The following is a 13782-nucleotide window of genomic DNA, read 5'->3' on the forward strand; positions in this document are numbered from 1 at the left end:
CGGAGCCGCGGTTCAGCCGACCCGGGCCCCCGGTTCAGCCGACCCGGGCCCCCGGTTCAGCCGACTCTGACCTGCGGTTCGGCCGACCCGAATCCGCCGCTCGGCCGACTCTGACCTGCCGTTCAGCCGACCCGGATCCGCCGCTCGGTCGGCGCCGGTACGGGTTCGGCGGGGCCCGCCGTCCGGCGCGGCGGCACCGGCCACCAGATGCTCCACCCCAGCAGCGCCGCCAGCGCCGGGACCAGTGCGATCGACAGGACGAACGCCGAGAGCAGGATCCCGAGCGCCGTCGCGAAACCGATCTGCTGCGTCGCCGACCCGGGACCGACGGCCAGGCCGCCGAACGAGGCGGCCAGCACCAGACCCGCCGTCGCGATCGTCGGAGCCGTGTGCCGCACCGCGCGGGCCACAGCCGCGCGGGCCGGACCGGGCCGCTCCATCTCCTCCCGGATCCGGTCGCCGATCAGGATGTTGTAGTCCGTGCCCAGCGCGACCACGAACAGGAACAGCACCAGCGGCAGCGTGAAGTCCACCCCTGACCGGCCCAGGGCGTGCTGGAACACCAATGCCGAGGCGCCCAGGGTGGCGGCGAAGCCCAACCCCACGGAGATCATCAGGACGGCCGGCGCGAGCAGGCTTCGCAGCAGCACCAGCAGGATCAGCGTGATCAGGGCCGCCGCCACCGGGAAGACCACCCTCAGGTCCTTGTCCACGGCCTTCGAGATGTCCGCGAACACCGCCGCCGTCCCGCCGACATGAGCCTCGGTACCGGCCGGCCGGTGCGCGGCCACCGTCTCCCGGATCGGCCCCGAGACCAGGTCGCGGACCTCCTGCCGATGCGGATCGGCGGTCGGGAACACGTCGATCCGAGCCGCCTTCCGGTCCTCGCTCAGCACGGTCGGGGCCACCTGACCCACCCCGTCCATCGCGGTGAGCGCCTCGGCGAGCCCACCGAGCCGCTCCGCGGTCAACGTGCCCCCGTCGGAGGCGGTGACGAACACGCCGGTGGGGTCGGACACCCCGGCCGGCAGTGCGCCGGCGATCTCCGCCGCCGTGCCGGCCGCGGCCGTGCGCTCCCCGTCCCCGCCGCTCTGCCCGTAGTCCATCCGCATCCCCACCAGCCCCGCCGCCAGCACTCCCAACAGGGCCACCGAGGCGAACACCACCGTGAGGGGGCGTCGGGCCACCCGGTCGCCCATCCGCGCGGCCACACCCTCGCGGGGCTGCCCCTTCAGCCCCCGGGAGGGCCAGAACATCCTGCGCCCGGCGACGGCGAGGATCGCCGGCATCAGGGTCAGACTGCCGACCAGCATCACCAGCACGGCCACGGCGATCGCCGGACCCAGGACCCGGAACTGCCCGAACGTGGCCACCCCGAGCGTGGAGAAGGCCGCCACGATGGTCAGCGCCGCCGAGGTGATCGCCGTGCCCACCCGGCCCGCCACCTCCGCCGCCGCGGCCCGACCGGACTGCTCCGGCCGGTCGCGCAACCGCTCGCGGAAGCGGAACAGCAGGAAGAGGAAGTAGTCGATGCCGATGCCCACCAGCACCACGTTGATCAGTTGAGGTGTGGACGGGTCGAGGTCGATGCCGGCCAACAGGGCCGAGCCGACCACGGCGCCCGCCGCCGCGCCCCCGATCACGGTCACCGCGAGCAGCGGGAGCAGCGCCGCGAGGAAGCTGCGGAAGACGAGGACGTTCAGCAGCACGATCACCACGAGCATCACGATGCCCACGACGGTCGACCGGGTCTTGCCCGCGTCCGCGGAGTCCACGGTGTCGGCGAGCCCACCGGTGAACCCGGTCCGCAGCCCCGCCTCCGCGAACTCGGCCCGCGCCTGCTCCCGGAACGCGCGGTACAGGTCCTGCATCCCGGGATCCGTGGGATTCCCGGTCAGCTCCACGGACAGCAACCGGAAACCCCGATCGGGCGCTGTCATGACCGGGCCGACCAGGGGCCGTTGGGAGTGGTCCCGCGCGAACGGCAGCGCGTCCTCGGACCGGGGCATCACGACCGGGCGCCGGGCCAACTTCGCGGCCTCGGCGTCGATGCGCCGCTCGTCGGCGGCGGTCAGCGGTTCCCCGTCGGCGCGGGCCACCAGCATGGTGGAGGGGTTGGCGTCGGGCCTGGCCCCGAAGTGCCGCTCGGCGACCCGCAACGCGGCGGCCGAGTCGTAGTCGGCCGGCAGGAAGGCGCCCGACGAGGCCTGGGTGGCGCGGAAGACGAGCGCTTGGCCCAGCAGGGTCAGGGCGATGCCCAGCACCGCCCACAGGGCGATCACCTTCCACGGACTTCGGGTGGCGTAGCCGGTCAGGGCGCGGATCACGGGGTCCTCCGTAACGGGAGTCGAGGCCGGGGTTTCCCGGCTGCTCCCAGCCCATCACCGGCCGGGCCCCGAAACGTCGGTGCCCGGGATGAGCCCGCACCCGGGACCCGGGTCCGGGGGAGGGCCCGGACCAGGACCCGGGTCCCGGGTGCGGGCTCATCCCCTGGACCCGGGCGTCCGCGGTCACCCCGATGGGAGAATGGATCACGTACGTGACCCGGGGCGCGGCGGTACGGACCGGTGCGGTCGGCGACGAGGGGGGACCGGTCGGCATGCGCACGCGTCGAGGGGGCGACCCGTACGCCCCGGGCGGCCCGAGGGCCCGGGCCCTCGCCGAGGGGTTCACCTGGACCCGCAACGACGCCCTGGTGGCCATAGGGTCCGGCGCGGTCGACCTGACCGGGTACTCGATCGGGACCATGGACGCCGGACTGACCCTCAGCGTCCCCGCGTTCGGGCTGTTGGTGCTCGCCTCAGTGGCCCTGCCGGCCCGACGGCGGCACCCGGTGGCCGTGTTCGTGGCGGCGCTCGTCCTCGCCGCGGTCTTCAACATCGTCAGCCCCCTCTCCCCGGGGTTCACGGCCAACCTCGCCGTCGCCCTGTACTCGGTCGCCATGACGCGCGGCCCCGCCGTGGTCACGGCCGGCGTCCTGGCCGTCCTGCCGATCCCGCTCATCGGCCGGAACGGACGTTGGGTCGACTCGGGCTGGGGTGTGTTCGGCAACCTCGTCGCGGCGGGCATCGTCGTCGCCGCGGGTGTGGCGGTCCGCCACCGGCAGCGCGAGGTCGCGGCGCACCGCAAGCTGCTCGCCGACCGCGCCGTGGCCGAGGAACGCCGCCGCATCGCCCGCGAACTGCACGACATCGTGGCCCACCACATCACCACCATGCAGTTGATGGCCGGCGGGGCACGGGCCAACCTCGCCCACGACCCGGAGGCCGCCCGGGACGCCCTGGTCACCCTGGAGGGCTCGGGGCGGATGGCACTGCGCGAGATGCGCCAACTCCTCGACGTGCTGCGGGCCGGTGAGGAACCCGAACACGTCCCGCCCGCCCCGCAACCCGGGGCCGGGGACCTGGGCCGGATCATCACCGAGTCCCGACTGGCCGGGATGGAGACCCGGTTCACCGTCCACGGCCGGGCCAGGCCCCTGCCACCGACGGTCGGCCTGACGGTCTTCCGCATCGTGCAGGAGGCCCTGACCAACGCCCGCAAGCACGCGGGACCCGCGCGGGCCGACGTACGCCTGACGTACGGCCGGGACGAGATCACGGTGGAGGTCAGCGACGACGGGGCGGGCGCGCCGCCGCCCCGCCCGTTGCCTTCACCGTCGGAGCCCGTCGCCGGGTACGGTCTGATGGGAATGCGTGAACGAGTCGCCCTGCAGGGCGGCACCCTGGAGGCCGCGCCGATCGACGGCGGCGGCTTCCGGGTGGCGGCCCGCATGCCGGTGGCAACGGGTGCGGCCGGGGGAGAGGGAGAGTGACACAGCGATGATCCGTGTGCTGATCGCCGACGACCAGCCGCTGGTGCGGCGGGGTCTGGCGCTGATCCTTTCCCCCGACCCGGACGTCGAGGTCGTGGGGGAGGCCGGGGACGGCGCCGAGGCCGTGGACCTCGCCGGGCGACTGCGGCCCGACGTCGTGGTCATGGACATCCGCATGCCCGTCCTCGACGGGGTGCGGGCCACCGCGGAACTCGCCCGGCTGTGCCCCGAGTCCCGCGTACTGGCCCTCAGCACCTTCGACATGGACGAGTACGTGGTCGCCGCGCTGCGGGCCGGCGCGCACGGGTTCCTGCCCAAGGACGTCTCCCCCGAGGAGCTGATCGCGGCGGTACGCACCGTCCACACCGGCGAGGCCGTCGTGGCGCCCCGACTGCTGACCCGTCTGATCTCCACCTACGTACGGGCTCCCGACCCCCGTCCGAGGCCCGCCGACACCACGGCCCCGCCGGACGGACTGACCCCGCGCGAGCTGGAGATCTGGCGGCTGCTGGCCCGGGGCCTGGACAACGCCGAGATCGCCCGGGACCTGGACATCAGCGTCTCGACGGTCAAGAACCACATCACCGGCATCTTCGGCAAGTTGGGTGTGCGCGACCGCGCGCAGGCGGTGATCGCGGCGTACGAACGAGGCCTGGTCGAGGTCGAACGGAGGAACACTTGATCACCAAGTGCCCGCAGAGGCCCGGAATCGACCCGGTGACCCTACCTCTGACCAGCCGGAACACTGGATGATTCGTCCATGCGGACGAGGCGTCGCGCATGGCACAGTGCCAGCAGTACAACCGCCGGACCAGGGAGCCTCCATGCGTGATCCGCACTCGATTCCGCCGACGCTCGTGGCCGAGCCCGAGTGTCCGCGGCGACCGAGCCCGTTGCCCGTATGTCCGGTCTGTACCGGGACGCCGGAACGGATCTCCTGGCGACAGCGCCCGGGTGAGCCCGTGGTGCTGGTCTTCGAGCCCTGCGGCCACCGCCACTCGTCCCCGGCACCGCCCCTGCTGGTCGTGACCCCGCCGGTACCCGTCAGGAAGTGAGGAAGGAGGCGATCCGCTCGGCGAACGCCTCCTCGCCCAGGATCTCGATCCCGGCCGCCTCGGCCTTGGCGACCTTGCCGCCCGCCTTCTCGCCCGCCACCAGCAGGGTGGTCTTCCCCGATATGGTGCTCGCGGACTTCCCGCCCGCCCGCTCGATCAGCTCGCGCACCTTGTCGCGGGTGTCGTACGCCGCGAGGGCGCCCGTCATCTTCCCCGTGACCACCACGCACTGACCGGCCAACGGCCCCTCCTCGGCCCCGGGCACGACCGGCGGGATCGGCTCGGTGAGGTTGACCCCCGCGGCCGCCAGCTTGTCGATGACCGGACCCAGCGCCGCGACCTGGGCCACGATCGCGGCCGCCTTGGCCTCACCGACCAGTTCCACGGCCGTCATCGCCCGCGTGTCGGCGGCCCGGATCGCGTCCATCGTCACGAAGTGGCGGGCGATCCGCCGGGACATGCCCCGCCCGGTCCCGATCACCCCGAGGGCGCAGAACACGCGGGACAGCGGTCTGCCCTTCGCCGCCTCGATCTGCTCCAGCAGCTTCACGGCCCGCCGCTCACTGCCGGCGGCCTCCGCGAGCGCCGCGTGGTCGAGGGTGAACAGGTCCGCGACATCGCGGACCCGACCGGAATCCACCAGCGCCCTCACGTACGTCTGACCCAGGCCGTCCATGTCCAACTGGTCGCGCCCCGCCGCGTACAGGACGGCGGCGATCCGCCCGCAGTCGACGGGCTGCGCGCAGCGCCAGCGCTCCTGCGACCGGTCGATCTCCCCCTGGCAGCCGGGGCACACCTCGGGCAGTTCTATCTCCCGCTCCGCGCCGGTGCGCAGCTCCACCACCGGGGCCTCGACGCGCGGGATGATGTCGCCCGCCTTGTGGACGGTGACGGTGTCGCCCAGCCGCAGCCCGCGCCGGAGGATGTCGGCGGGGTTGTGCAGCGTCGCGTGGCGCACCACCGAGCCGTCGATCTCCACCGGCTCCAGGACGGCGGTCGGCGCCAGCACGCCCGTCCGGCCCACCGCCCAGGTGACCTCCAACAGGCGGGTGCGCCGCTCGACGGCCGCCAGCTTGTACGCGGTCGCCCAGTGCGGATGGCGCGATCCCGTCCCGGCCGCCGCCTGCTCGTCCGGCGAGTCCAGCTTGACGACCACCCCGTCGATGCCGAAGGGCAGCGCGGCACGGAGTGCGGAGATCCGCCCCACCTGCTCCTGGACCTCGGCGATCGTGTCCACCACCGTCATCCCCGCCTCGGTGGCCGCCGCCGTCCGCACGCCCGTCCCGGCCACGTACGCCATCACCTCGGAGTGCCGGCCGCGGGGCAGCGCCCCGCCATCGTCGAGGGCGACCGCGCCGAACGCCCAGAAGGTCATCTCCACCGTGTACGGGCGGCCCTTGGCCCGCAGCGTGCCGGCCGCGCCGTTGCGCGGATTGGAGAACGGCGCCGCCCCGTGGGCGGCGCGTATCTCGTTGGCCCGCTCGAACTGGGCGGTGGTGAGCAGGACCTCGCCGCGGACCTCGAAGGAGGCGTCCGTGGCCAGCTCGCGGGGCAGGCCCACGATGGTCCCGATCGCGTGCGAGACGTCCTCGCCGCTGCTCCCGTTGCCCCGGGTGACCAACTGGGTCAGCCTTCCCTCGCGGTAGCGCGCGGCCAGTGACGCGCCGTCCAGCTTCGGCTCGACCACGTATCCGCCCGTGACGGGCCCGCCCAGCCTCCGCGCCAGCGAAGCCTCCCAGTCGAGGAGGTCCTGCGGGCCGAAGGCGTTGGCCAGGGAGAGCATCGGTTCCGTGTGGGCCACCTCGCCGGCCGGCACGGCGCCGCCGGCCACCTTCCCCGTGGGGGAGGCGGGATCCACGTGCTCCGGGTACGCGGCCTCGTACGCCTGGATCAGGGAGACCAGGAGGTCGAAGGAGGCATCGTCGAGCGGCGAGTCTCCCGAGCCGTAATAGGCGGCTGAGGCCCTGATGGCGGTGCCGATCGCGTCGGCGTACTCGTCACGGGTGGCCAGGGTGGAAGCGGTGGTGATCGTCATGTCCCGATGGTGACCCAGGGGTCTGACAATGGCCGGTCCGCGCGACGGCATCGCTGACACGTGCTCAAAGTTGCTTGGCATCAGCCGTATTCGAGCAACTTCCTTCAAGCGATGTCGATCCGCCGCTATGTTGCCGAGAGCATGCCAAGCCGGTGTGTCCGAGACCCGGACCGCACGAGGAGCTGCCCATGACACTGACACGCTTCAGCAGGAATCCACGGCGACGGTGCGCGGCGGCACTGCTCGCCGCCGCCCTCGCCGTCGCGGGACTGGCCGCGGCCGGACCGATGGCCCGCCCCGCCGTCGCGGAGCCCTCGGCGGCCCCCGACACCGCGGGCGACGTCACCGGCATCAGCCGGTCCGGGAACACCTACACCGTGACGACGACCAGCGGGGCCAAGGCGCGCGTGGTCGTCGCCCGCGCCGACGTCTTCCGGCTCTGGCTCTCCCCCGACGGGACCTTCACCGACGACCCGGCCGGCTCCGACCTCGCGCCCACCACCGACTTCGGCCCCGTAGGCTCCGCCTCCGCGGACGCCGGCACGCACTACCGGATCACCACCGGAGCCCTCTCCATCCGGGTCCACAAGGCACCCCTCCGATTCTCCGTCCTGCGGGCCGACGACTCCACGCCGCTCTGGGAGGAAAGCCGCCCGACCTCCTGGTCCGGCGGCCGGACCACCCAGTACCTGACCCGCGGAGCCGACGAACAGTTCTACGGAACGGGCCTGCGACTGGGGGAGTGGGCACTGCGCGGCAAGACCGTACCCGTCGCCGTCGACAACAAGTGGCGCGAGAACACCAACGCCAGCCCCGCCCCCTTCTACATGTCCACCAACAACTACGGGGTCATGCGCAACACATGGGCCCCGGGGTCCTACGGCTTCAACGAACCCACCACCCTCACCCACGACGAGAAGCGCTTCGACGCCTGGTACTTCGCGGGGGACTCCCTCAAGGGCGTCCTCGACGCCTACACCGACGTCAGCGGAAAGCCCTTCCTGGCGCCGATGTGGGGCTTCGAACTCGGCAACGCCGACTGCTTCAACGCCTCCAACCCCGACTACCAGGGCGATCACGGACGCCTCCGCCACCAGACCACCCCCGACGTGGTCGGGTACGCCGACGACGCCCGCGCCGCCGACATGCCCTCGGGCTGGTTCCTGCCCAACGACGGGTACGGCTGTGGCTACACCGCGCCCCTGAAGTCCACCGTGGACGCCCTCAAGGCCAAGGGGTTCCAGACGGGCCTGTGGACCTCCACCGGTCTCGGCTCCATCGCCGACGAGGTCGGGGCGGCCGGCAGCCGGGGCGTGAAGACCGACGTGGCCTGGATCGGCAGCGGCTACAAGTACGCCTTCGACGGAGTGCGACAGGCCGTGGACGGCATCGAGAAGAACTCCGACGCCCGGCGCTACGTCTGGACCGTCGACGGCTGGGCGGGCACCCAGCGCAACGCCGTCGTGTGGACCGGGGACACCAACGGCACCTGGGACGACATGCGGTGGCACGTCCCCGCGATCACCGGCGCGGGCCTGTCCGGCCTCAACTACGCCTCCGGGGACATCGACGGCATCTTCGGCGGCAGCCCCCGGACCTACGTCCGCGACCTCCAGTGGAAGGCCTTCACCCCCGCCTTCATGACCATGTCCGGCTGGGGCGCCACCAACCCCCGGGCCGGCTACCAGGACAAGCAGCCCTGGCGGTTCGCCGAGCCCTACCTGTCCATCAACCGGAAGTACCTCCAGCTCAAGATGCGGCTGATGCCCTACCTGTACACGATGAGCCGCGTCGCCCACGAGAGCGGCGTCCCCAGCACCCGCGCCATGGTCCTGGAGTACCCCGACGACCCCGTGGCCCGGGGCAACCAGACCAGTGGACAGTTCATGGCGGGCGACTCCTTCCTCGTGGCCCCCGTCGTCTCCGACACCGCCGTCCGCGACGGCATCCACCTGCCCGCCGGCACCTGGACCGACTACTGGACCGGCAAGACCTACGCGGGCCCCGGCCGGCTCGACGGCCACCGGGCCCCGCTCGACACCCTCCCGCTGTTCGTCAAGGGCGGCGCGATCGTGCCGATGTGGCCGCAGATGAACCACACGGGCGAGAAGCCCGTCTCCACCCTCACCTACGACATCCACCCGCGCGGCGCCTCCTCCTTCGAGCTGTACGAGGACGACGGCCGCACCCGCGCCCACCAGTCCGGGGCCTTCGCCCGCCAGCGGGTGGACGTCACCGCGCCGACCACCGGCGTCGGCGACATCACCGTCAAGGTCGGCGCCCCGACCGGCGACTACGCCGGCAAGCCCGCCTCGCGCGGATACGAACTCACCCTGCACGTGTCCCGCGCCCCCACCGCCCTCACCGTGAACGGCTCCGCCCTGACCCGGCTCACCACCAAGAACGCCTATGACTCCGCCGCCACCGGCTGGTTCTTCGACCCGGCCGACCGGTCCGGCGTCCTGTGGGTCAAGACCGGCACCACGTCCGGCGCCTTCGCCGTCGTGGCCACCGGCGCCGGCATCCCGCCGGCGGACCCCGTACCCGCCGAACCCACCCCCGTACCCCAGACGGCCTGGAGCCTGCTCTCCGCCGACAGCCAGGAGACCGCGGCCGAGAACGGCGCCGCCCGCAACGCCTTCGACGGCGACCCGGCGACGATCTGGCACACCGCCTGGTCCACCGGCACCCCGGCGGCGTTCCCGCACGAGATCCGCGTCGACCTCGGCGCCCGCTACGCGCTGGACTCCCTCGGCCACCTGCCCCGACAGGACGGCGGGGTCAACGGCCGGATCGGCCGCTACGAGGTGTACGTGTCCGACAGCCCCACCGGCTGGGGCCCACCGGTCGCCACCGGCACCCTCCCCGACACCCCGGCCGCCACATCGATCCCCCTGTCCGCCGCGACCGGCCGCTACCTCAGGGTGAGGGCCCTCGGCGAGGCGGGGTCCCGGGGCCCCTGGACCAGTGCCGCCGAACTCACCCTCACCGGGCGCGCGTCACCGCTCCCGGGCACCGCGACCCTCCGCAACGCGGCCCCACCGACGCGGTCTCCGTGAGCCGTCTCGACCTGCCGCACGCCGCCACCACACCGGGCACCCGACCCGTCCCCTGACCCCGTTCCCGCCTTCCCCGGATCGACCGGGGGATGCGGGAACCTCACGGCAGCGCACCGCAGTCGCGGCGGGCCGGCTCGCCGAGCAGCGGTGCCCAGCGCTCGAACAGGCCGCGCAGGGCCGCGCCGTGCGCGGCGCGGAAGGCCGGATCGTGGTCGGCCAGGTCGAGTTCGTTCGCGGCGCTCAACTCGGCGAAGTCCCGCCTGGACCGAACGTCGGGGCAGTACACCCGCCCGGTGAACCGGTCCCGCCAGAGGCCGGACGCGTCCGCGAGCGTCGGGTGGGAGACCCCGCGGTCACAGCTCGCGTAGAAGTACACGAGTTCCTCGGCCCCGGTTCCGATCACCGCGGCCAGTTCGCTCCGCCGGTCGACCGGGAGGAGGCCCGACGGGAAGCCGTCCGTGCCGTAGAACGCGTGGCACAGGCCCGCCAGCCGGAGTTCGGGCCGGGCGCCCCACCCCGCGAGCCGGTCCCGCACCCGCACGAGGTGCGCGAGCAGGGTGCCACCGGGATGTTCGAGCTCCGCCGCCCCCAGGTCCCGGAGCAGGACGAGGGCGTGCGCCGCACGCGGGTCGCGGTCATCGGTCGGTACGGGCATCACGGCCAGCCCTTCGGACGGACGGGGACGGGCAGCCTCGGGGTGCGTTGACCACGGGGGAGCCCGCTCGGGGGACCTGGAGCGGTGCGGGGGTGGGTCGACACCCGGACCCGCCTCCACCAGGAGTCCGGACTCCGCGGCGTGAGCGGGGCCGGGTTGCCGCCCGGGCCCTGCATTGATCGTCGTGCAGCCGAACACCCCAGGTCAATCCCCGAATTCGAGCCCGGACCCCAAGCTGTACCTTGGGGCTCGTGACCCTTGACGACCTCCGTGTCCTCGTCGCCGTCTGCCGGGCGGGAAGCCTCAGCGCCGTCGCACGCGACCTCGGCCGCACCCAGTCGGCCGTCAGCCAGCACATACGCCGGCTGGAGAAGGAGACCGGCACGGCCCTGGTGGAACGCCACGCCCGCGGAGTGGTGCCCACCGAGGCCGGACGCATCCTGTGGGCCGCCGCGGCCGAGGGGATGGCCGGCCTCGACGGGGCCCTGCGCCGGCTCGACGACCTCGTCCACGCCACCGGCGGTTCCGTCCGCGTCACCACCGGCGCGACGACCGTCCGGCACTTCATGGCCGAGGCGATCGTCGCCTTCCGCCACCGCCATCCCGAAGTCAGCCTGGAGTTCCGGACGGAGAACTCCAGCCGCGGTTGCTTCGACGCCCTCGCCGCCGACGACCTCGACCTCGCCTGGATCACCATCGGCACCCCGGTCCACGGCGTCGAACAGCGCACGGTGATGGAGCTGCCCTGGGTCCTCGCCGTCGCCGCCGACGACCCCCTCGCCGCCCGATCCCACATCGAGCCCGCGGACCTTGCCGGGATCCGCCACATCCGGCTCCCGGAGAACTCCAGGTCCCGCGCCCACCTCGACGCCGCCCTGGCCGCCGCCGGAGTACGGATCGACCGCTCCGACACCAGCGTCGCCGACTGGGACACCGCCCTCCTGCTCGCCGAACTCGGCCTCGGCCACGCCGTCGTACCCGCCCTGCCCGGCCTGCCCGTCCCCGGCGCCGACGGGCCGCTGCGCCTGGTTCCGGTGCCCGCCCTGCCGGCCCTGCCCGTCGGCTGGGCCGTCCGACGCTGGAGCGCCCTGGCCCCGCCCGCCCGGATCTTCGCCGAGGAGGTCGCCCGAAGCCGCACCGGGCCTCCGGTCGACCGAAGTGGTTGACGCGGACGGCTCGTCGGACCTGCGGCATGATTGGCGCATGCCAACCGAGTCGGACACGATCGAACTGAGCGAAGACGAACTTCGTGAGATCACGGGCTACGCGGCGGCGTGTGCCCGCAGGGCGCTGCCGATCTTCGAACAGGACCCTTCCGCCGATCCTCGTCCCCGCGAGGCCATCGACGCGGCGGACGAGTTCGCCGCGGGCGGCCGGCGCACGACCGCCCTGCGACAGAGCGCGTGGGCGGCCTACAAGGCGGCGGGCGAGGCCGGTTCACCCGCGGCGGCGGACGCGGCGCGGGCGGCGAGCCACGCCGCTGCCGCCGCGTTCCTCCACCCCAAGGCGAGCGCCCACCAGGTGAAACACATCCTCGGCGCGGCGGCCCACGCGGCGCGGGCGGAGGAACTGGAGAGCGGGGAGGACGGGGTCACCGGGGGCACCCTCGAATGGGCGCGACACCACGCACCGGCGGCCGTCGGGACGGTACTCGGCCGGCTGCCCGCCGCACCTTCCGGAGGGGGACGCGTGGGAGAGCACATCCGCGATCTCGACGCCGTGCTCCGCACCTGAGGTCGGGCGCTCACCCGGCCCGCGGGGGAGCGGCGGTCAGGCCCTTCGGTGCGGGACCGAGCGTGGTGGTGCCCGGGGAGGCGCGGTGGCCCAGGCCCGTCCGGTACGCGTCGAGGGCGGCCTCGATCCGGCCCGTACGGCGCAGCAGGTCGCCGAGCAGTCGGCACAGGTCGGCGAGGTCCCCGGTCGCCCCGCTGCGTTCCAACAGGGCCAGCGCCTGCACGTAGTGCTCCTCCGCGGACTCGACCTCCCCGCGCTCCTCCGCGATGAGCCCGAGCAGCCGGTGCGCGCCGCCCGCGTGGACCGCGCCGTGGCTGTCGCCCAGCTCCAGCACGGCCGAGAGCAGCCCGGCGGCCTCGTCGTGACGGCCGAGCCGGCGCAGCACATCGGCCAGCTCGACCTCGACCTGGGCGGTGTACAGGGCGGCACGCTTGGCCGAGAGCATCTCCCGGGCGGTGCGCAACTCGACCTCGGCCGCGTTCAGTTCGCCGTTCTGGGCCTGGACGTAGCCGCGCATCCAGTGGCAGTGCGCCAGGTCGGTGCGCATCCGCAACTGCCGGTAGACCGTCTGGGCCTTGGCCAGTGACGCGTCGGCGTCGGCCACCCGTCCCTCGGCGAGGAAGGTGCGGGCGACCTGTCGATGCATGCCCGCCACCAGAGCCGGGTCCTGCACGTGCGGGGCCAGCGCGAGGGCGAGTTCGGCGGCGCGGGCGGCCCGCGCGTGGGCGCCCATGTCGATGTACGGGCCGATCGCCGCCGCGTACAGCAACACCAGTGCCTCGGGGTCGCCCAACCCGCCGGCGTTCAGCTCGTCGATCGTCGATTCCAGCAGGTAGCAGGCGTACCGCAGTTCACCGGCCAGCAGGTGTGCGACGGCCCGGCCGCGGATCGGCCGGGCGCGACGGGGCAGCGGCTCGTCCGCGAGGAGCCGCTCGGCCGCCTCGAAATGGGCGGTCGCGCAGGCGAGTTCGCCGGATTCCAGGGCGCAGTCGCCGAGACCGAGCAGGGCCTCGGCCCGCTCGGGCGTGAGGTCGAGGAGCTCCGCGTCCGCGAGCAGGCGCCGGTATCGGGCGGCCGCCTCGTCCGCGGCGCCCGTGGCCAATGCCCTCTGGGCGTCGGTCAGGGCCAGTCGCAGCTCCGTTGCCAGGTGTGGCGGGCGGCCCGTCGCCAGTTCCTCGTAGGAGGTGCCGAGCCGCTCCGCGAGGAAGCGCAGCGCGGCCTCGGAAGGGCGGACCCGGCCCGACTCCAGGGTGGAGATGTAGGCCGGGGTGTACGCGGGCTCCGCCAATTGCCGCTGGGTCAGACCGCGTTCGATGCGCAGTCGATGAACCCTGCCGCCGATCAAGCCCTGTTCGTCCATCTCGTCCCCCCGTTCACGTGAACTCTCCGGCATCCGGCCGCAGTAGTCCATTGCGCAGGTCCCTCGCGCG

The 13782-nt window shown here is 73.5% G+C and carries 9 protein-coding genes; 5 read left to right on the forward strand and 4 right to left on the reverse strand.

Annotated features, from left to right (window positions below; genetic code table 11):
- Positions 1-122: 122 nt before the first annotated feature.
- A complete protein-coding gene (locus ACFYW3_RS04895) occupies positions 123-2327 on the reverse strand; it encodes an MMPL family transporter (protein ID WP_389385548.1) in 2205 nt (734 codons plus the stop codon).
- A 191-nt stretch (positions 2328-2518) separates the two neighbouring features.
- Here ACFYW3_RS04895 and ACFYW3_RS04900 point away from each other — a divergent pair, with 191 nt between their 5' ends.
- Positions 2519-3814: a sensor histidine kinase gene (locus ACFYW3_RS04900; RefSeq protein ID WP_389385549.1), complete on the forward strand. Its 1296-nt coding sequence runs from the start codon at positions 2519-2521 to the stop codon at positions 3812-3814.
- A 7-nt stretch (positions 3815-3821) separates the two neighbouring features.
- Entirely contained in the window at positions 3822-4496 is a 675-nt protein-coding gene (locus tag ACFYW3_RS04905; protein ID WP_351751634.1) for a response regulator transcription factor, read from the forward strand.
- A gap of 362 nt (positions 4497-4858) precedes the next feature.
- Here ACFYW3_RS04905 and ligA read toward each other — a convergent pair whose 3' ends face one another.
- Positions 4859-6904, reverse strand: a complete 2046-nt coding sequence (gene ligA, locus ACFYW3_RS04910) for an NAD-dependent DNA ligase LigA (RefSeq protein ID WP_389385550.1) — start codon at positions 6902-6904, stop codon at positions 4859-4861.
- 188 nt (positions 6905-7092) lie between these two features.
- Here ligA and ACFYW3_RS04915 point away from each other — a divergent pair, with 188 nt between their 5' ends.
- The gene (locus ACFYW3_RS04915) at positions 7093-9963 is read left to right on the forward strand and encodes a TIM-barrel domain-containing protein (RefSeq protein WP_389385551.1); all 2871 of its coding nucleotides are present in this window, start codon (positions 7093-7095) and stop codon (positions 9961-9963) included.
- A gap of 100 nt (positions 9964-10063) precedes the next feature.
- Here the strand turns inward: ACFYW3_RS04915 and ACFYW3_RS04920 are convergent, their stop codons facing one another.
- Positions 10064-10618 carry a DUF6817 domain-containing protein gene (locus ACFYW3_RS04920; RefSeq protein ID WP_389385552.1) on the reverse strand — a complete coding sequence of 185 codons (555 nt, stop codon included), beginning with the start codon at positions 10616-10618 and terminating at the stop codon, positions 10064-10066.
- A gap of 251 nt (positions 10619-10869) precedes the next feature.
- Between ACFYW3_RS04920 and ACFYW3_RS04925 the strand changes: the two genes are divergently transcribed.
- Positions 10870-11784 (forward strand): LysR substrate-binding domain-containing protein, encoded by a 915-nt coding sequence (locus tag ACFYW3_RS04925; protein ID WP_389385553.1) that lies wholly within the window; start codon positions 10870-10872, stop codon positions 11782-11784.
- A 37-nt stretch (positions 11785-11821) separates the two neighbouring features.
- Positions 11822-12352 (forward strand): putative immunity protein, encoded by a 531-nt coding sequence (locus tag ACFYW3_RS04930; protein ID WP_351751641.1) that lies wholly within the window; start codon positions 11822-11824, stop codon positions 12350-12352.
- 10 nt (positions 12353-12362) lie between these two features.
- On the opposite strand, the gene ACFYW3_RS04935 is transcribed toward ACFYW3_RS04930, so the two are convergent.
- Positions 12363-13712 (reverse strand): tetratricopeptide repeat protein, encoded by a 1350-nt coding sequence (locus ACFYW3_RS04935; protein ID WP_389385554.1) that lies wholly within the window; start codon positions 13710-13712, stop codon positions 12363-12365.
- Positions 13713-13782 lie beyond the last annotated feature (70 nt).

The sequence above is a fragment of the Streptomyces sp. NPDC002602 genome, from assembly GCF_042889445.1.
Taxonomy (GTDB): domain Bacteria; phylum Actinomycetota; class Actinomycetes; order Streptomycetales; family Streptomycetaceae; genus Streptomyces.